This window comes from Thermanaeromonas sp. DSM 22490 (genome assembly GCF_056378755.1).
The window spans coordinates 171,034-188,157 of record NZ_JBJHHE010000002.1 but is presented as its reverse complement, the minus strand read 5'-3'; the positions used below and the strand labels follow the sequence as shown (position 1 = coordinate 188,157).

Annotated in this window: 19 protein-coding genes and 1 riboswitch; all 19 genes read right to left on the bottom strand. The window is 50.3% G+C overall.

Features of this window, described 5'->3' with window-relative positions; genetic code table 11:
* Window positions 1-6: 6 nt before the first annotated feature.
* The 19 genes from AC1BI1_RS02515 to infB all read right to left on the bottom strand — a co-directional run bounded on the left by AC1BI1_RS02515 (window position 7) and on the right by infB (window position 17,114).
* Entirely contained in the window at window positions 7-1,017 is a 1,011-nt protein-coding gene (locus tag AC1BI1_RS02515; RefSeq protein WP_476715690.1) for an aspartate-semialdehyde dehydrogenase, read from the bottom strand.
* A 29-nt stretch (window positions 1,018-1,046) separates the two neighbouring features.
* Window positions 1,047-1,649, bottom strand: coding sequence for a dipicolinate synthase subunit B (locus AC1BI1_RS02510; RefSeq protein ID WP_476715689.1), 603 nt, complete (start codon window positions 1,647-1,649; stop codon window positions 1,047-1,049).
* Between the two features lie 23 nt (window positions 1,650-1,672).
* Window positions 1,673-2,566, bottom strand: coding sequence for a dipicolinate synthase subunit DpsA (gene dpsA / locus AC1BI1_RS02505; RefSeq protein ID WP_476715688.1), 894 nt, complete (start codon window positions 2,564-2,566; stop codon window positions 1,673-1,675).
* Window positions 2,567-2,665: 99 nt separating this feature from the next.
* A complete protein-coding gene (dapB, locus tag AC1BI1_RS02500) occupies window positions 2,666-3,478 on the bottom strand; it encodes a 4-hydroxy-tetrahydrodipicolinate reductase (protein ID WP_476715687.1) in 813 nt (270 codons plus the stop codon).
* A 99-nt stretch (window positions 3,479-3,577) separates the two neighbouring features.
* Window positions 3,578-3,751, bottom strand: a riboswitch (Lysine riboswitch).
* Window positions 3,752-3,850: 99 nt separating this feature from the next.
* Window positions 3,851-4,093: a YlmC/YmxH family sporulation protein gene (locus AC1BI1_RS02495; RefSeq protein ID WP_476715686.1), complete on the bottom strand. Its 243-nt coding sequence runs from the start codon at window positions 4,091-4,093 to the stop codon at window positions 3,851-3,853.
* 7 nt (window positions 4,094-4,100) lie between these two features.
* Window positions 4,101-4,424: a hypothetical protein gene (locus AC1BI1_RS02490; protein ID WP_476715685.1), complete on the bottom strand. Its 324-nt coding sequence runs from the start codon at window positions 4,422-4,424 to the stop codon at window positions 4,101-4,103.
* Window positions 4,425-4,467: 43 nt separating this feature from the next.
* A complete protein-coding gene (locus AC1BI1_RS02485; protein WP_476715684.1) occupies window positions 4,468-4,638 on the bottom strand; it encodes an aspartyl-phosphate phosphatase Spo0E family protein in 171 nt (56 codons plus the stop codon).
* Window positions 4,635-5,006 (bottom strand): dUTPase, encoded by a 372-nt coding sequence (locus AC1BI1_RS02480; protein ID WP_476715683.1) that lies wholly within the window; start codon window positions 5,004-5,006, stop codon window positions 4,635-4,637. The genes AC1BI1_RS02485 and AC1BI1_RS02480 overlap by 4 nt, the downstream gene beginning before the upstream one ends.
* 27 nt (window positions 5,007-5,033) lie before the next feature.
* Window positions 5,034-6,299: a M16 family metallopeptidase gene (locus AC1BI1_RS02475; protein ID WP_476715682.1), complete on the bottom strand. Its 1,266-nt coding sequence runs from the start codon at window positions 6,297-6,299 to the stop codon at window positions 5,034-5,036.
* A 27-nt stretch (window positions 6,300-6,326) separates the two neighbouring features.
* Window positions 6,327-7,421, bottom strand: a complete 1,095-nt coding sequence (locus AC1BI1_RS02470) for a D-alanyl-D-alanine carboxypeptidase family protein (RefSeq protein WP_476715681.1) — start codon at window positions 7,419-7,421, stop codon at window positions 6,327-6,329.
* A gap of 75 nt (window positions 7,422-7,496) precedes the next feature.
* Window positions 7,497-8,231, bottom strand: a complete 735-nt coding sequence (locus AC1BI1_RS02465) for a polysaccharide deacetylase family protein (RefSeq protein WP_476715680.1) — start codon at window positions 8,229-8,231, stop codon at window positions 7,497-7,499.
* 62 nt (window positions 8,232-8,293) lie between these two features.
* A complete protein-coding gene (locus AC1BI1_RS02460; RefSeq protein ID WP_476715679.1) occupies window positions 8,294-10,513 on the bottom strand; it encodes a polyribonucleotide nucleotidyltransferase in 2,220 nt (739 codons plus the stop codon).
* Window positions 10,514-10,657: 144 nt separating this feature from the next.
* Window positions 10,658-10,927 (bottom strand): 30S ribosomal protein S15, encoded by a 270-nt coding sequence (rpsO, locus tag AC1BI1_RS02455; RefSeq protein WP_476715678.1) that lies wholly within the window; start codon window positions 10,925-10,927, stop codon window positions 10,658-10,660.
* Window positions 10,928-11,103: 176 nt separating this feature from the next.
* Entirely contained in the window at window positions 11,104-11,325 is a 222-nt protein-coding gene (locus tag AC1BI1_RS02450; protein WP_476715677.1) for a hypothetical protein, read from the bottom strand.
* 79 nt (window positions 11,326-11,404) lie between these two features.
* Window positions 11,405-12,334, bottom strand: a complete 930-nt coding sequence (locus AC1BI1_RS02445; RefSeq protein ID WP_476715676.1) for a bifunctional riboflavin kinase/FAD synthetase — start codon at window positions 12,332-12,334, stop codon at window positions 11,405-11,407.
* 31 nt (window positions 12,335-12,365) lie between these two features.
* Entirely contained in the window at window positions 12,366-13,283 is a 918-nt protein-coding gene (gene truB, locus AC1BI1_RS02440) for a tRNA pseudouridine(55) synthase TruB (protein WP_476715675.1), read from the bottom strand.
* Entirely contained in the window at window positions 13,264-14,247 is a 984-nt protein-coding gene (locus tag AC1BI1_RS02435) for a DHH family phosphoesterase (protein WP_476715674.1), read from the bottom strand. Before AC1BI1_RS02435 ends, truB begins: the two co-directional genes overlap by 20 nt.
* Window positions 14,244-14,600, bottom strand: a complete 357-nt coding sequence (rbfA, locus tag AC1BI1_RS02430; RefSeq protein WP_476715673.1) for a 30S ribosome-binding factor RbfA — start codon at window positions 14,598-14,600, stop codon at window positions 14,244-14,246. Before rbfA ends, AC1BI1_RS02435 begins: the two co-directional genes overlap by 4 nt.
* A gap of 15 nt (window positions 14,601-14,615) precedes the next feature.
* Window positions 14,616-17,114 (bottom strand): translation initiation factor IF-2, encoded by a 2,499-nt coding sequence (infB, locus tag AC1BI1_RS02425; RefSeq protein WP_476715672.1) that lies wholly within the window; start codon window positions 17,112-17,114, stop codon window positions 14,616-14,618.
* Window positions 17,115-17,124 lie beyond the last annotated feature (10 nt).

Here is a 17,124-nt window from a genome sequence, read left to right as displayed (position 1 = left end):
CGCTTTTTAGAGCAGGCCCTCCTTAAGCAGCACTTCCGCAATCTGTATAGCATTGGTAGCCGCACCTTTGCGCAGGTTATCCGCCACTACCCATAAATTTAACCCGCATTCTACGGAAATATCTTCTCGAATGCGGCCTACAAAGACTTCATCCCGGCCGGAGGCCATAATGGGTAAGGGGTAGGCCTTGGCCTGCGGGTCATCCACAACTATTACCCCCGGTGCCCGGCTCAAGATTTCCCGAGCTTCTGCCGCCGTAAGTTTCCTTTCTGTTTCAATAGTCACCGCTTCCGAATGGCCGTTAAACACCGGCACCCGGACCGTGGTGGCTGTGACCCGTATGCTTTGGTCTCCCATGATTTTCTGGGTTTCATAAACCATTTTCATTTCTTCTTTGGTATAGCCGTTATCCAGGAAGACATCTATATGGGGCAAGCAATTAAAGGCGATCTGGTGGGGAAAAACTGTCCCCTTTACTTCTTGTTCACCGGCCAGTATCTGGACCGACTGTTGCCGTAACTCTTCCATGGCCTCCTGGCCAGCACCGGAAACAGCCTGGTAAGTGGCCACTACAATGCGCTTAATGCGTGCTACATCATGGAGAGGCTTCAGAGCCACTACCATCTGGATGGTAGAGCAATTGGGATTGGCAATAATACCTTTATGCCAGCGCACATCCTGAGGATTGACCTCCGGCACTACTAGCGGAACCTCAGGATCCAGGCGGAAGGTACTGCTATTATCAATTACTACTGCTCCTCGCTTTACAGCTTCGCGAGCAAAGAGTTTGCTGGCCTCTCCTCCGGCAAAAAGGGCTAAATCTATCCCCTCAAAGGAGTCCGGCGTTGTTTCTTCTATAGTATAGTCTTCTCCCTTAAATATTACTGTCTTACCTGCTGAACGGCTCGTGGCCAATACTTTTAACTTCCCCACAGGAAAGTTTCTCTCCGCTAGCACTTGTAACATAGTCTGGCCCACAGCGCCTGTTCCTACAACTGCTACATTTAGTGGGTGCATTATCAGACTATCCCTCCATCTGGTTATGGCTATTTATTGCCACCTGTATCGGGAGCCAGCAAAAGAGGCTGCAATTGCTTCCCGTCTAGGGCGGCAATAACTGTTTCTACAATCAAGCTCATATCTGCTACTAAAGAATTAGCCTTGTTAAAAGGATCATCCTGGCCAAAAGGTACCCAATAAACATTCTTAGTATTCAGGAGCAACCCCAAGTTTTTAGCATTAGCCCCCAGGCCATCGTTGGTAGAGATGGCTATTACCACCGGCCGCTGGTTGCGTAAAACTGCTTTGGCCGCCATCAACACGGGTGAATCGGTTATACCATTGGCTAGCTTAGCTAAGGTGTTGCCCGTGCAAGGTGCAATCACCAGTACATCCAAAAGCTTTTGGGGACCAAGGGGCTCGGCTTCTACAATAGTAGTTATAGCGGAGTGGCCTGTCAAGCGCTCGAACTCCGACTGCCAGAAATCCCCCCTACCAAAACGGGTGTCCATCTCTTTTACTGAGCGGGACAAAATAGGATAAACTTCTGCCCCTTCGTCCATAAGTTTCTTAATTTCAGGTAAAACTTTAGTCAAAGTACAATGTGAACCTGTAACAGCAAACCCTACTTTTTTACCAACCAGCCGCATTTTAACGCACCTCCGGGTAGGGTTTACAGTCGTCCCAGGCTCTCCAAGATCCAGCGAGGGTAAAGACGGGCCAGAATTTCCCCGGCGGTTTTAGGCGCTACTTTGCCGGGCAGTCCGGGAGCCAGTATCGCCTTTCTTCCCAGACTTTGGGCAGCCGCAAAATCGGTTCCGCCGGGTGCCGCAGCTAGATCGATGATTAAACATTCAGGGGAAGTTGTGGCCAGAAGCTGAGCTGTTAATACTAGAGCCGGTACTGTATTAAAGATAACCTGTGCCTGCTCAATGGCGGAGTTGAGATCCTCAAAGGAAATAGCCCTCCACCCTAAAGCCATGGCCCGCGCTCTATCAGGAGCCCCCCTGTCTACTACCGTAACCCTGGCGCCAATTCCGGCCAGCATGTGGGCTAAAGTTAAGCCGGTACGACCTAATCCCAGGACGAAAGCCTGGCTACCGTGTAAAGTGATGGGCATCTCCTGTATGGCTAACATAATAGCCCCTTCGGCAGTGGGTATGGAATTAAGGATAGCCATTTCGTCCCTCTCGGCCGTCTCTATTAGCCGCCAACCGTTCTCCTGGGCTACCCGGCGCAAGATAGGCCGGGCCACTCCTACCAGCACCGTCGTCCCGGCTGCCACTTCGCTTGCCCAGTTTTCGTCTACCCTGAAAGTTTGGCCGGTTAAGGAGGCCCTAATAACACCTTTTTCATCTGCCCCTGGTACCGGTAAAATGAGAACATCGGCACCCCGAACCGCCTGCACCGCATCGCTCAATAAAAGGCATTCTTTTAGCTCCGGCAATGGTGGGTAACCAACCACCTTGACTGTCGCACCCAGGCGCCTAAGCTCTTGGATGAGAATTAACTCCCGAGCATCGCCACCCAGGATAGTTACTTTAACCCCCGCCAGCCTCTCGCTCATGCTGGAACGACCTCCTGCCATACTAACACCCTTTGCTACTTGCAATATATGTGTTAGCAGGTCCAGAGGTGCGTAACCGGCTTAATCCTTTAAAAGCCCCTAAAGCTCTAATAGCTTCTCTAAGCCGAAGACCACCCCCTTTAAGTGGAGGACTTTTTCAATAGCTAGCAACAATCCGGGCAGAAAAGCTTCGCGGCTGGTGGTATCATGGCGGATAGTTAAGAGCTGGCCTCGACCGCCGAAGATGATTTCCTGGTGGGCCACTGCTCCGGGCAACCTCAGGCTGTGCAGTTGAAAACCCATGTAGTTGCCCCCGCGAGCCCCCTCTACTTTTATCTTCTCTTCCTTGGCATAAGCCAACTCTTTTTCCTTCCCATTTACCTCGGCCATTAATTCTGCTGTTTTTAAAGCAGTGCCCGAGGGCGCATCCAGCTTTTCTTCATGGTGTAGCTCAATTATTTCCGCCCGGGGAAAATAGCGAACTGCTTGCCGGGCAAAATGCATCATCAATACGGCGCCCAGAGAAAAATTGGGGGCCACCACTGCTCCGATCTGCCTCTCCTCGCACAGGATATGCAGGGCCTCTAGATCCGACCAGCCTATCCCCGTAGTCCCTATTACCGGGCGAACTCCGTGCTCTACTGCCCGGCGGGCATTATGTAAAGCTGCCTCGGCTACAGTAAAATCTACCAGCACCTGAGGCTGGGTTCGCTTCAATGTTTCGTCCAGATCCGAGCTTATAGCAATTCCTGCGGCCGGCAGACCGTTCAGCAGGCCAATATCGGTGCCAACTTTTACTATATCGACCGCTCCTACAACCTCAGTCTGGGGGGAAGTGAGTAACCCTTTAGTCATTTCCCTACCCATTTTACCCGCTGCGCCGGCAATAACCACCTTTATCCTTTTGCCCAATTCTTTCACCCCTTGGATTAAAAAAATAGGGGAAAACCATGAGCATTCTTGCTCCGGTCCTCCCCGGATGAACAAAGAATACTCATCTCGTTCTACTTTCGTGCGAGGAGCGCTCCACTACCCCTGGTAGTGACAGTCTGGTACTTGTTCAGCACCAGCCCAGCAGGTGAACCTGGGAAGCTCACCTACTTCGGCGGCCAGCCCTTTCCCATCCCTTCCTCGCTTCCCAACTCCGGTATGGTAATCATGCTGTACCGCGCCTCTACCCCGCTCCGCACGAGATGAGGTAGTTTTTAACCTGTTATTTTGTTAATATGCTAACACAAAGCTCCAAGCCCTGTCAACGCCTGTAAAAGTCTGAGGTATCCTCAATTAACTGTAGTTAAAATCAACCGTAATTACTTCCGAACCAACTTTGTGCACACTATACCAAGGTATAACCAGCTCCTGGCGCCGACCAAAAAAGGAAAAAAAGCCCTTTCCTGCCGGAAGTACTAGGGCATTAATCTCTCCCGTTTCTATGTCGATAATAAGATCTCCTTCCCCTAGAGTTCCCAGCCGGGAGCCGTCATATAGGTTAATAATTTCCTTCCCCTTAAGCTCGGCAAGACGCACTTTCCCGTCACCTGCCGCCTTTGTTGCCTGGCCACCAGGCTAAAACCAGGGGCTGAATTAAAGCAATAAGAATAGCTATTAGAGCCAAAGGATCCATATGCCAGCCCCCGAAAGATATGGTTTCGGGCACAGTTAATTTTAAAAAACTAACCAACATCACCAGGGATAGATAAATGCCGCCCGCAATAGCTACCAGTTCGCCCAGGGCCCGAGAAGCGGGGCTGGGCAATTGTTCACCAGTGCCGATTGAACGGTAACGGCGAACCTTAGCTTTCAGCGCTCCATAGAGGAGCAAAAGTAACAAGCCTCCGGCTGCTACTTGCCCCCACATAATTACACCCCCGCTAAAAAATATGGGGGTAAGAGGTATTCTATTACTTGTGGTTACCTTTCTGCAGGCGGGTATATTCCACTACCATTTCGTCAATCTTACGGCTTAAAGCTTTAACTTCTTCGCTATCCACCCTTGTACCCTGGCTGATCAGATATCCCAGTTGCCTGCGCAATCTTTCTATTTCTTGAGCCAGAACCAGCGCTCTGTTCATTCTCCTTCCTCGCCCCCCGGGGTATATCCTTTTCGAGATAGCCCCCTCTGCCTCCGGAAATTTTCCGCATTTTTGGCCAGGTAAGCCTGGTACAGCTCTTCGGCGCTAATCCCCGCTTTTAAGCACATACTTACAAAAAAATGAAATATATCCACCAGCTCTTCTTTTATGGCTTCACGGTCAATAGGCCGGGGAACTTTCCACCACTTGAAATTTACTTCTTCCAATAATTCTCCTAACTCTACCATTATGGCCATGGCTTCTTTTTGTATCCAACTGGCTAAATCCCACTCCGGTAATCGGTGGCCCACTTTTATTTCCTCATCTAAGCTAGCCTGGAGCTCAAAAATGTGTTGTAAGCGATCCACCGCATTCCCCCCTTAACTCAAGAACAGTTAAAGACCGGCCTCTAAAGCCACGGCCCTTAAATCCAGTTCTTCTAAAGGCGGTCCCAGAGTGGTCAAGGAGAGTTGCCCGGGGGAAAATAAACTCCTGGCCACGCGCTGGACGTCCTCCACAGTGACTTTATTAAGGCGTTCGATCATTTCTTCGGCAGTAATTACTCGACCAAAGGATAGTTCCGTTTTGCCTAGTCGGCTCATTCGCTGGCTAACATTTTCCTGTCCTAGAAGAAGATTGCCCCGTATCTGATCCTTGGTACGCTGCAGCTCCATTTCTGTAACCCCTTTATTTTTAATCAAGGCCAGTTGCTCTAAAATCAGCCTTATGACCTGCCGCGCATTACCCGGACTGGTTCCCGCATATACGGTAAACAACCCGCTATCTACATAACCGGCATGGTAAGAGTAAACTGAATACGCTAGGGCTTGATCCTCACGGATGAGCTGGAATAAACGGGAACTGATACCCCCACCTAAAATATTATTTAGAGCCTGGAGGGCATAAATATCAGGATCATCCTGGGCCAAACCCGGCGTGCCCAGACAGATCTGTATTTGCTCTGTATCTTTAGGGTTGATGCTTACAGCAGCCCTTTCCCTGGGAGCGCAGTAGACTACTTCCGGCCCCGGCAATTCTCGTTGACCAAAGGCCTTTTCCAGCTTATCCTCCAGCTCACCAGTTCGGAAATTACCTGCTACTGCTAAAACGATATTACGGCCATTATAATGCTGTCTATAATAATCATATATTCGCTCCCGGTCCAAGCTTTCAATAGACGCATAAGTGCCTAAAATAGCCCTTCCCAGGGGATGCCCCGGCCAAACAGTCTGAGCAAAAAGGTCGTGGATCACCTCATCGGGAGAGTCCTCATACATTTTAATTTCTTCCAGTATGACCTTTTTTTCTTTTTCAATATCTTCCGGGTGGAAGCGAGAGTTAAAAAACATATCGCTTAAGACATCGATGGCCAGATCTAAATGGTCGGCTAAAACGCGGGTATAAAAACAAGTATATTCTTTGGTGGTAAAGGCGTTTAGCACTCCGCCTACCGATTCCAACGCCTCGGCAATTTCCCGGGCAGTTCGCTTTTCAGTACCTTTAAACAGGAGATGTTCCAGAAAATGGGAAACCCCGTGGTTTTCTTCTGTCTCGTTACGGGACCCTGCCCGCACCCAAACACCTAAAGCTACCGAGTGAACATAGGGTATTTCTTCGCTCACTGCCCTGATGCCATTGGCCAAGGTTATTTTACGATACATCCCTCTCCTCCCCGTCTGCTCCTAATTTTACCAGCCCAGGAATCGGAAAAATCCTGATTCGGCAGTTATAGCTTCAGCAGCTACCAGAGGAGCAGAAGCTACCTCCTCTCCCTCATACACGAGTTTTACTACCCCCACAACTTGTCCTCTCTTAACCGGCGCTTTAATAACCGGTGGCAAAATCACCCTTTTTTCCAATTGAGCCAGCTTCTCCACAGGTACCGACCAGACAACATCTTGGGAAGGCGCAACCATCAGGTCTTTTTGCCGGCCGTTGGGAACATAAACTTTACCCACCTCTTCTCCGGCTGGAACCCTTTCCAGATAAAAGGAATTAAAACCATAATCCAATAAAGCGCGCGCATCCGTATAGCGATCCCAGCTACGCAATACTACCGCTATCAATTGGCGCCCTTCCCGCGTAGCTGAAGCCACCAAGCATTGGCCTGCCGCGTTGGTAGTACCTGTTTTCACTCCATCGGCTCCCTCGTAGCTCCCCAGAAGGCGGTTGGTATTATATAAATAGCGAGGGCCATCGGAGCCTTGAATTATGGCCTGGCGAGTACCTACTATTTGACGAAACAGAGGATGATCTAAGGCATAGCGGCTCATAACCGCCAGATCATAAGCCGTACTATAATGGTTATCATCCGGGAGCCCGTTGGGGTTTACGAAATGACTGTGGTAAGCCCCCAAAAGTTTCGCCTTACGGTTCATGAGCCATGCAAAAGTCTCTTCCGAACCGGCCAGATGTTCAGCTATAGCCACGCAAGCATCATTTCCTGAACTAATTAGCGCTCCCTTGATAAGGTCTTCCAGCTTCCATATGGTTTCCGGAAGTAGATCTACGCTCGCTCCCGGAGTGGTAGCAGCGTATTGGCTAACCTTAACCTCGCTATCCAACCGTCCTAATTCCAGGGCCAGGATGGCCGTCATGATTTTGGTAGTGCTGGCCGGCGGCCGGGCTTCATGAGCCTGTTTGGCATAAAGAACCTGGCCCGTGCTTCCCTCCATCAGCACCGCCCAGGGGGCGCTGATATCCGGTCTGCTGGCTGCTTCAGCCGAGAAAGCTAAAGTGAAGCACAAAAAAAAGCAGGGTATAACCCTTAATAAAAGACCCATTTTTTCCTCCTCCTCGCAACTCTCTTTATAAGACTATTATGTTCGAGGAGGAGAGCTCCTATTATGGTTTTCGTACTAAGAATTAAGGATTTCGGATACTGTAACCAATGAGTAACCCCGTTTTTGTAAATGGTTAATTATCTCCGGTAAAGCCTGAGCAGTAGGACCTGTGGGATGTAATAAAATAATAGCCCCATTCTGGCTATGGGAAACTACTAGTTTAATAATATCCTCAGGTTTAATACCTGGCAAGTAGTCCCCTGTATTGACCGTCCACATAATAAATTTATAACCCAGATCAGCTGCCGCCTCTACTACGTGCGGTTTATTTTCTCCGTAGGGAGGGGCGTAGAGGACGGGTTTGCGGCCTGTTAAACTTATTAATACTTCTTCCGCCTGTTTAATATCCCGGCGATTTTCTTCCCGGCTCAAGGTATCTACATGGAGATGGCCATAACCATGATTTCCTATTTCATGGCCCTCCCTGACCATCTGCTTCACCAGGTCAGGAAACTTGATAGCCCACTGTCCGGTAGGGAAAAAGGTAGCACGGACCTGTTTATGGGACAATATTCTTAAAATCTCCGGCAGGTATTCCTCTCCCCAGTCGATATTAAATACCAGGGCAACAGCTTTTTTATTGACGTTACCCTGGTAGATAGGCTGCACCTTCAAAACTGGTACTTCTTCTCCCTTAAGACAACGCCAACCCCTTATACCTATAACTGTACTGATTACCGCCAGAGCCATCACTAGTAAAAGAACGAGGCGCCGGCGCTGCCAGTAGAGCACATACATATTCGCCACCACCCTCAAAATTTCCCCTGTACCAAAAATATATGCTCTACTGGCAAAGATATAGCAATCAAAAACTAGCGCGTCTTGCGTTCCCGACCGGACCGGCGGTAAGACTGGCGTCCAATATTGTTATTATTCTCCAAAGAGCGAAGGGCCTCCTTCCGGGACAGCTTAAGGCGACCCTGAGGGTCAAAGCCAATGGCTTTTACCAGGATTTCATCCCCTTCCTTTACCACATCTTCTACCCGGCCTACCCGGCCTTCCGCCAGCTGGGAAATATGCACCAGGCCTTCCTTGCCTGGCAAGCCTAACACACCCGGTATTATCTCTACAAAGGCCCCGAAATCGGTAATACGGGTTACTTTGCCGCTGTAAACTTTGCCCACTTCCACATCTTTGGTCAGGGCTTCAATAATCTGCAGAGCGCGTTCCCCGGCTTTGGGGTCGTTAGCAGCAATGAAAATACGGCCGTCATCTTCGATGTCAATTTCCACGCCTGTCTCTTCAATAATCTTCTTAATAACTTTGCCGCCCGGCCCGATAATATCGCGGATTTTTTCCGTATCTATCACTGTGGTGAGCATCCGCGGGGCGTAGGGTGACAATTCTTTCCGGGGTTCTGGCAACACTTCCAGCATCTTTTCCAGAATATAGAGGCGGGCGCGCCGCGCTTGTTCTAATGCCCGGGAGAGAATAGAACGGTCAATACCCGGAATTTTAATGTCCATCTGCAGGGCAGTTACCCCTTTAGCAGTACCGGCCACTTTGAAATCCATATCCCCCAGGGCATCTTCTATACCTTGAATGTCGGTAAGGATGGCAATTTTATCCCCTTCTTTGACCAGGCCCATAGCCACCCCTGCCACCGGTGCCTTAATGGGGACCCCGGCATCCATCAGGGCCAGAGTGCTGCCACATACGCTGCCCATAGAGGTAGAACCATTAGAGCCCAACACTTCCGATACTAACCGGATAGCATAAGGAAATTCATCCTCAGAAGGAATCATCGGCTCTAAGGCTCGTTCGGCTAAGGCGCCATGGCCAATCTCGCGCCGCCCGGGGGCTCGTATGGGCCGCGCCTCCCCTACGGAATAGGGCGGAAAATTGTAATGGTGCATATAACGTTTAGATTCTTCCACTCCCAAGTCATCTAGAATTTGTTCATCACTTATAGACCCTAAAGTGGCCACTGTAAGTATCTGGGTCTCTCCTCGATTAAATAGGGCTGAGCCATGGGTACGGGCTAAAACACTTACTTCACAGCTAATGGGTCTAATATCTTCCAAACCCCGGCCGTCAACCCGGATACCTTCCTCCAGAATCATCTTCCGGACTATTTCTTTTTCCACCTGCGTGACCAGTTCCCCTACCAGCCTGGCCAGTTCGGGCTGTTCTACAGCGGCTTCACTATGGGCTGCCAAAATTTCCTCGCTAATGGCTTCTTTACAAGCCTCAATTTGCTTATCACGTTCCTGTTTACTCCATTTTTCTGCTATACCCCGCTGTATAACTTCCTTTAACCGGATTGTGGCCAGTTCACGCGTGGCTTCCTCTATCTCTGTAACTACCTCCACCACAGGCACTTCTTGTTTCTCTTTGGCCAGCCCCATAGCCCGAGCTTCCTGGTAAAATTCCTGAATAAAAGATACCACGCGCTTAACTTCTTCGTGGCCGGCCATGATACATTCCAATAATAAATCTTCAGGCACTTCTTCAGCTCCAGCCTCTACCATCATTACAGCTTCGGCCGTACCGGCCACTACCAGGTGAAGCTGGCTTTTCTCATCCTGTGCCAGGGTAGGGTTGATAACGGGTTGTCCGTCGATCAACCCCACCGCCACTGCTCCAATGGGTCCATTAAAGGGAATGTCAGAGATGGTCAGGGCTGCCGAGGCCCCGATTATTCCTGCCACGTTGGGCGGGCAATCCTGATCTACTGATAAAACAGTGGCTACCACATGCACATCGTGACGATAACTCTTGGGGAAGAGAGGTCTAATGGGGCGATCAATCAGGCGGCTCGAAAGAATAGCTTTCTCACTGGGCTTGCCTTCCCGTTTAATAAACCCCCCTGGAATTTTCCCCGCAGCATATAGCCTTTCTTCATAATCTACAGTAAGTGGAAAAAAATCAATTCCTTCCCTGGGTTCAGCAGACGCCGTGGCCGTAACCAGTACCATAGTTCCCCCGTATTGAACCAGTACTGCGCCACCCGCCTGCCTTGCTAGGCGACCGGTTTCCAGAATTAGATCGCGCCCGGCTAGGGGAAGTGCTTTGCGTAATACCCCCTCCATATGCGTTGCTTGTTTCCTCCTCTACTCTAACCTCGATAAGCTTATATTTCTTCGACATTTATCATAGTATTTCCTGCTTTATGTTCTTTTAAATCCCGGAAGGTTACCAGCATATTAAATAAGGAGCGGCTTCACCGCTCCCTTTTAATACCTCAAGCCCAGGGCCTCTACTACCTGACGATAACGCTCAATGTCGGTATCCCGCAAGTAATTGAGTAAGCGTCGGCGTTGGCCAACCATTTTGAAAAGCCCTCTCCGGGAATGATGGTCCTTCCGGTGTACCTTTAGGTGTTCCGTTAAAGAATTGATACGCTCGGTCAAAATGGCTATTTGGACTTCCGGTGAGCCTGTATCGTTCTCATGCTGCTGAAAGCGCTTAATGATTTCCCACTTCTTAGCCTTCTCTAAAGCCATGGGGACCTTCACCTCCTTTTGTATCCTCATCCCCTCTGGCCAAGAAAAGCGCCGGAGCCTCGCCTTTCCTCGCCACAGGTTCATCTTGATTTCTTTTTTAACAATAACAATTATAAAATACTAGAAGCCACCCTTGCAACTTTTTATTTGGTCACGGGAAGCCAACTTTCCTCAGCTTATTTTCCAATGATAGTGATAACGAGCCTGCCGGCCGGTACATCCTTGATGACCAAATCAAAGGCTCTCCCCGAGGCTGCGATAAAACCTCTAAATCTAGTAGCCACTGCAATCCGGCCAGGAAGCTGGCGGGCAGCAGAGACAATATCCCCCATAAGTATACCTTCTTGCCGCAGCTCTTTTAAGCGTTTGCGCGCGTGGGAAGTAATTATAACCCGCACCTGGCACCAGCTCCACTTCCCTCTTACCCTTTAAAAATTCGGGCTACATTATCATCTTACGTTATTACAGAAAAGCTGGTTACGCTTGCAAGAGCTGCCTGGCCCGCTTTATATCCTGGATTATCTGCTCTACCAATTCAGCTGTATTATTAAAGGTTTTTTCCGGCCTTAAGAAATACCGTAACTCCACCCTGACTCTTTGCCCATAAAGATCGCCGCAGAAATTCATTAAATATACTTCAACAGTAGGAGACGAATGGGTTCCAAAGGTAGGGCGTAGCCCGATATTGGCTATTCCCGGGTGCCAGGTCTTATCGGGCAGAAGAACCCGGCAGGCATAAACACCGTAAGCCGGCAATTTTATCTCAGGGGGTACAGCCACATTAGCTGTGGGAAAACCCAAAGTGCGTCCACGCTGCTCCCCCTTTACCACATAACCGCTTAAGGTGGGCCAGTAGCCTAAAAAGTCCTTGGCCCGGTTGATGTCCCCCGCTGCCAGAGCTTCCCGGATAGCGGTGCTACTCACTACTTCATCACCCACTTTTACCGGAGGCAATACCATAACCTCAAACCCCATCTTAGCCCCCAAGTTAGCAAGCAAAGCCGGCTTACCTTTCCCTTTACAGCCAAAGGAATAATTAAAACCCACCGCTACCAGGGAAGGCCTAAAATACGACCACAAGATTTCTGTTACAAAAGCTTCGGGCGATAAAGAAGCCACCCCTGAAGTGAAGGGTAAAAAATAAAGATAATCTACACCCAGGGCCGACATAAGTTCAATTTTTTGTTCTTTAGTTGTCAAAAGCCCAGGCGAAGTGGCCGGGGCCAGAACTACCTCAGGATGGGGATCAAGAGTCAGAACTACAGAGGCTAAATTTCTTTCGCGGGCCTTCTCTACTGTAAGCCTTATAAGCCTTTGGTGCCCCCGGTGAACTCCGTCGAAGTTGCCCAAAGCCAGGCAACAGCCCTTTACCTCTTCTGTCCCTTCTAAACCTTGATAAACCCTCATTTTCCTCAAACCCTTATTCCGTTAAGGAAATTTAAGCAAGAACCTTGTGAGGTTTTATACCTTCCAGCCGGGATCTACCTGTACAAGAGCCTATAGCCAAAAGTGTCCCATCTCCCCGATGCAGCCGAACCTCATCTCCTAGGCGCAAACCTTCAGGCACCTCCTGGCAGAGGGATATTTTTATAGCCGCTCCTCTCAATACAGTGCTTACAGCCTCTGGTTTTACTATTACTGCCTGTAGATGCTGGACTCCCGCTTCTAAGGGCAACAGGAAATCCTGTCGCCCCTCTTTCACCGCTGCTTCCATTTCTTCCATGGTCCAGGCCCCCTCTATTACGAAAGGACCGGACTGCCGCCTCAGGAGAAAAAATACAGTGGCTCCACACCCCAGGTAGATACCCAGATCGTGGCACAGGGTCCGGACGTAAGTCCCTTTGGAACAGACTACATCCAGCAAGGCACGGGGATATGGACCGTCCGGCCACATTCTTTTCAGCTGCAGCTCATAAATAAAAATTTGCCTGGGTTGCCGGGGTATGTCCTTGCCCTGGCGCGCCAGCTCATAAAACCTCCGCCCTTGGTAATGAAGAGCCGAAAATATAGGAGGTAACTGCTCTTGAGCTCCTGTAAAGTGGGGCAAAGCGGCCAGCACAGCTTCCTCTTCCAGCCTGTCCACTGGACGCCGCTCCAGCACCTCTCCAGTTATATCCTGGGTGGTTGTTTTTAGGCCAAAGATAACCTCTACCCGGTAAGCCTTGGAACCCGCCTGAACATATTCCAATAACCGGGTGGCTCTTCCTAGGGCCAGGGGTAACACCCCGGTTGCCACAGGATCCAGGGTACCGCCATGGCCCACTCTTTTTATCCCCAGAAGTCGCCGGACTCTTTGAACTACATCGTGAGAAGTAAGGCCCGGCGGCTTTAATACATTAATAAAGCCCTCCAGCACCTTTTAATTTATCACCCACCGCTTTTATTACTTGCTTCACAGCCTCTTCCAGAGGGCTGTATACGGTGCAACCCGCCGCTCGCTTATGGCCCCCGCCCCCGAACATAGCCGCTATCTCATTAACATCTACCAACTTCTTAGACCGCAGGCCCACCCTAATGACCCCCGACTCTAATTCGCGAAAGGATAGACCAACCTCCACCCCGGCAATGGACCGGGGATAGTTCACCAGCCCTTCTGCATGTTCTGGTTTAGCACCCAGGCGCTCCATAACTTCCCGGGTTATTACTACCCAAGCTACTTTCCCCTCATAGGCTAAGGAAAGGGTAGGCAGGACTTCGGCCAGCAAGCGTATGCTCAACAAGGGCTTGCTTTCCCATAAGAATTCTCTGATCAAGTTTATATTCGCACCTAGGTCAATTAAATCTGCTGCCATCCTCAAGGTTTTAGCCTGGCAATTTTCGTATTGGAAAGAACCAGTGTCGGTGACCAGGGCCGTGTACAGGGCACTGGCCATAGTTGAATCAACGACTATTCCCAGCTCTTTTAATATAGCATAAATCAACTCTCCGGTTGCTGCTGCCCCTTCATCTACCAAGTTCAGGTCGCCAAAGAAAGTATTGCTCTTATGGTGATCAATGTTTATAATCCGCTCCACCTTATTGCGCCAGGCTTTGAACCCTTCCTGTACCCGATCCAGGTCCGTACAATCCACCACCACCAGCAAAGGGGGCAAGGAGGTGACCTGGCCGGGAAGCAGTATGCGCTCACTGCCAGCCAAAAAACTGTACATCTCGGGTAGCGGGTCCCCAATAATGGCCGTAACCGCCGCCCCTCGCTGGCGCAATCCCCGGGCCAGGGCTATAGTTGAGCCGATGCAGTCACCGTCTGGAACGCTGTGGGAAGCTATGGCTACTTCTCTGGCTCTGGCTAGCTCCGCCGCTATTTCTCCCAAGGAGTTCATGATTCTTTAGCTTCCTCCGCTTTGATCTGGGATAGGAGTCTGGCTATACGTTCTCCATGTTCAATGGAGGCATCAAATTTGAATACAATCTCCGGTGTTAACCGCAGTTTAATCCGCCGGCCTATTTCCCGCCGTACAAAACCCGTCGCCCTGGCCAGAGCCTCCATGGTTTGCTTTTTTTCCTGCTCCGTCCCATATATACTCACGTAAACTTTGGCGTGCTGCAAGTCGTTGGATAGCTCTACTGCTGTTACGGTAACGAAACCTATTCGAGGATCTTTAAGCTCGTCCTGCAGTATCTGAGCTATTTCTTTTTTCATCTGCTCCGCCACGCGCTCGGCTCGTAGAGACATAGGCGACTCACCCTCCTATAATTCGCGCTTTATCTCTTCAATCGTGTATGCTTCTAAAATGTCGCCCTCCTTAATGTCGTTAAACTTCTCCAACCCTATACCGCATTCAAACCCTTGAGCAACCTCACGCACATCATCTTTGAACCGTTTGAGAGAGGCAATACGGCCTTCGTACACTACTACCCCGTCACGAATCAACCTGACCATAGATTTATTAACTATTTTGCCTTCGGTAACATAACAACCCGCCACAGTTCCCACTTTGGGCACCTTGAAGGTAGCCCTTACCTCAGCGTGGCCCAGGGTAACTTCTCGCCTTTCAGGTTCCAGGAGACCGGCCATAGCTGCCTTGATATCGTCCAGGACTTCATATATTACCCGGTAGAGGCGAATTTCCACTCCTGTACTCTCAGCAGCCTTGCGGGCATTGGCATCCGGACGGACCTGGAAACCTATTATTATGGCATTGGACGCTGCTGCCAGCATCACGTCCGTCTCCGTAATAGCGCCTACTCCGGTATGAATAAGGCTTACTCTAACTTCATCTGTAGATAAACGTTCCAGGGCATTGCGCAAAGCTTCCACCGAACCCTGTACATCACCCTTGAGGATAAGCTTCAGCTCTTTAACCTGGCCCTCCATCTGTTTGAAAATCTCATCCAGGGAAGTTTTGCTCGCTACCTGTAATTCTTTCTGCCGTTTTTCTATCTGGCGCTGTTCCGCAATCTGACGGGCCAGCTTTTCATCTTCCACCACTTGGAATATATCTCCGGCTTCCGGAACATTATCCAGGCCCAGAATTTCTACCGGCATGGAAGGCGGTGCTTCGTTGACGCGGTTACCCCGGTCGTCAAACATAGCCCGCACCCGGCCGTAAACGCTGCCGGCAACAATATTATCTCCTACTTTTAAAGTACCCTTTTGCACCAGTACTGTAGCTACGGGTCCTCTGCCCCGGTCCAATTTGGCCTCAATAACCACACCTCGAGCAGGCCGATCAGGATTCGCCTTTAGCTCAGCCAGGTCGGCTACCAGGAGCACCATTTCCAGCAGTTGGTCCAGACCCTGCTTCCTCAAGGCCGAGATGGGTACCATAATGGTGTCGCCGCCCCATTCCTCCGGTACCAGCCCGTATTCAGTCAACTGCTGCTTAATGCGTTCCGGGTTAGCACCGGGTTTGTCGACCTTATTAATGGCCACGATAATAGGGACATTGGCCTCTTTGGCATGGTTAATAGCTTCTACCGTCTGGGGCATAACTCCATCGTCGGCAGCAACCACTAAAATGGCGATATCCGTAACCTGTGCTCCGCGGGCTCGCATGGCGGTAAAAGCTTCGTGGCCAGGCGTGTCGATAAAAGTTATTTTCCGCCCCTTAAGCGTGACCTGATAAGCGCCAATATGCTGGGTGATACCGCCCGCTTCAGTAGCCGTTACATTGGTCTGGCGAATGGCATCCAAAAGGGTAGTCTTGCCGTGATCGACATGACCCATAACCGTCACTACCGGCGGACGATCTTTAAGGGTAGCCGGGTCATCGGGAATGTCCGGTAATTCGGTAATGGGCGTCTCTATCTTAACCTCCACTTCGGCCCCCAATTCCTGAGCCACAATGGCCGCCGTATCCACATCCAGCTCCTGATTGATAGTGGCCATTACACCCAGACTTATGAGCTTTTTAATAACTTCCGCCGCCGTTTTGTTAAGCTTTTTAGCCAAATCCTGCACGGTAAGGGGACCATTTAAAACAACATGGGGTACCACCCGTGGCACATCTACCTGCTGCTCTTTGCTCTTAGGCCGCGCCTTCTCCCGCCACAGCAGGCGTTCTTCTTCCCGTTCCTCATAAAACTTGTCGCGGCTCCGTTCCCGCGCTTTTAACTCTGTCTTGCTGGGGCGCTCGCGCCTTTTTTCTATCTGGTCCTTAGTAGCCGGCTCCGGAGGTTTAGGGATGCGCAAGGGTTTGCTATCCGTGCGCTTGCGGGGAGGCTTGCCGGCTTCAGGCGGTAAGGCCTTGCGCCTGCGCCCGTAGTCCCGGCGTTGCCGCTCCCGGGGCTGTTCCTGGGGCGCAGCAGTTCTTTCCGTCCTTGTTTGCTGCGCAGGCGGTTTTACTTCTTCCTTGGGGGTCACCGGCGTCTGGACTGCCTTTTCCGCCACTTTCTCCACCTTGGGCTGAACTTCCTCTGGTGCTCTTTGTTCCTGTATTTTTTCTTCAGGTTTAGGAGCTGGGGTTTCAACCTGTACAGTTTCAGCTTGTATTTCTGCTGTCTGTGGCGCTTCTGTTACCTTTTTCTCCTCAACCTGAACTGCCTCCGGAGCAGGAGCCTGGGCAGCAGCCGCCTTAGCGGCTCGTCTCATCCGCCTGTAATGATTGCGAATCTTAATAACTTCACCATTTTCTAATACGCTCATATGAGACCTAGTATAAATCCCTAAGCTGGCCATAGTATCCATTAGCTCTTTATGGGAAACGTGCAGCTCTTTAGCCAGTTCATAAACTCTGGTTTTGCCCATACAATCACCT

What these genes read in the sequence shown, in the direction of transcription:
- AC1BI1_RS02460 (WP_476715679.1), bottom strand. Translation starts at nt 10,513, where the DNA reads ATGGAGGGGGTATTACGCAAAGCACTTCCCCTAGCCGGGCGCGATCTA.
- AC1BI1_RS02475 (WP_476715682.1), bottom strand. Translation starts at nt 6,299, where the DNA reads ATGTATCGTAAAATAACCTTGGCCAATGGCATCAGGGCAGTGAGCGAA.
- infB (WP_476715672.1), bottom strand. Translation starts at nt 17,114, where the DNA reads ATGGGCAAAACCAGAGTTTATGAACTGGCTAAAGAGCTGCACGTTTCC.
- AC1BI1_RS02510 (WP_476715689.1), bottom strand. Translation starts at nt 1,649, where the DNA reads ATGCGGCTGGTTGGTAAAAAAGTAGGGTTTGCTGTTACAGGTTCACAT.
- dpsA (WP_476715688.1), bottom strand. Translation starts at nt 2,566, where the DNA reads ATGAGCGAGAGGCTGGCGGGGGTTAAAGTAACTATCCTGGGTGGCGAT.
- AC1BI1_RS02490 (WP_476715685.1), bottom strand. Translation starts at nt 4,424, where the DNA reads ATGTGGGGGCAAGTAGCAGCCGGAGGCTTGTTACTTTTGCTCCTCTAT.
- AC1BI1_RS02470 (WP_476715681.1), bottom strand. Translation starts at nt 7,421, where the DNA reads ATGGGTCTTTTATTAAGGGTTATACCCTGCTTTTTTTTGTGCTTCACT.
- AC1BI1_RS02485 (WP_476715684.1), bottom strand. Translation starts at nt 4,638, where the DNA reads ATGAACAGAGCGCTGGTTCTGGCTCAAGAAATAGAAAGATTGCGCAGG.
- AC1BI1_RS02515 (WP_476715690.1), bottom strand. Translation starts at nt 1,017, where the DNA reads ATGCACCCACTAAATGTAGCAGTTGTAGGAACAGGCGCTGTGGGCCAG.
- rbfA (WP_476715673.1), bottom strand. Translation starts at nt 14,600, where the DNA reads ATGTCTCTACGAGCCGAGCGCGTGGCGGAGCAGATGAAAAAAGAAATA.
- rpsO (WP_476715678.1), bottom strand. Translation starts at nt 10,927, where the DNA reads ATGGCTTTAGAGAAGGCTAAGAAGTGGGAAATCATTAAGCGCTTTCAG.
- AC1BI1_RS02435 (WP_476715674.1), bottom strand. Translation starts at nt 14,247, where the DNA reads ATGAACTCCTTGGGAGAAATAGCGGCGGAGCTAGCCAGAGCCAGAGAA.
- AC1BI1_RS02445 (WP_476715676.1), bottom strand. Translation starts at nt 12,334, where the DNA reads ATGAGGGTTTATCAAGGTTTAGAAGGGACAGAAGAGGTAAAGGGCTGT.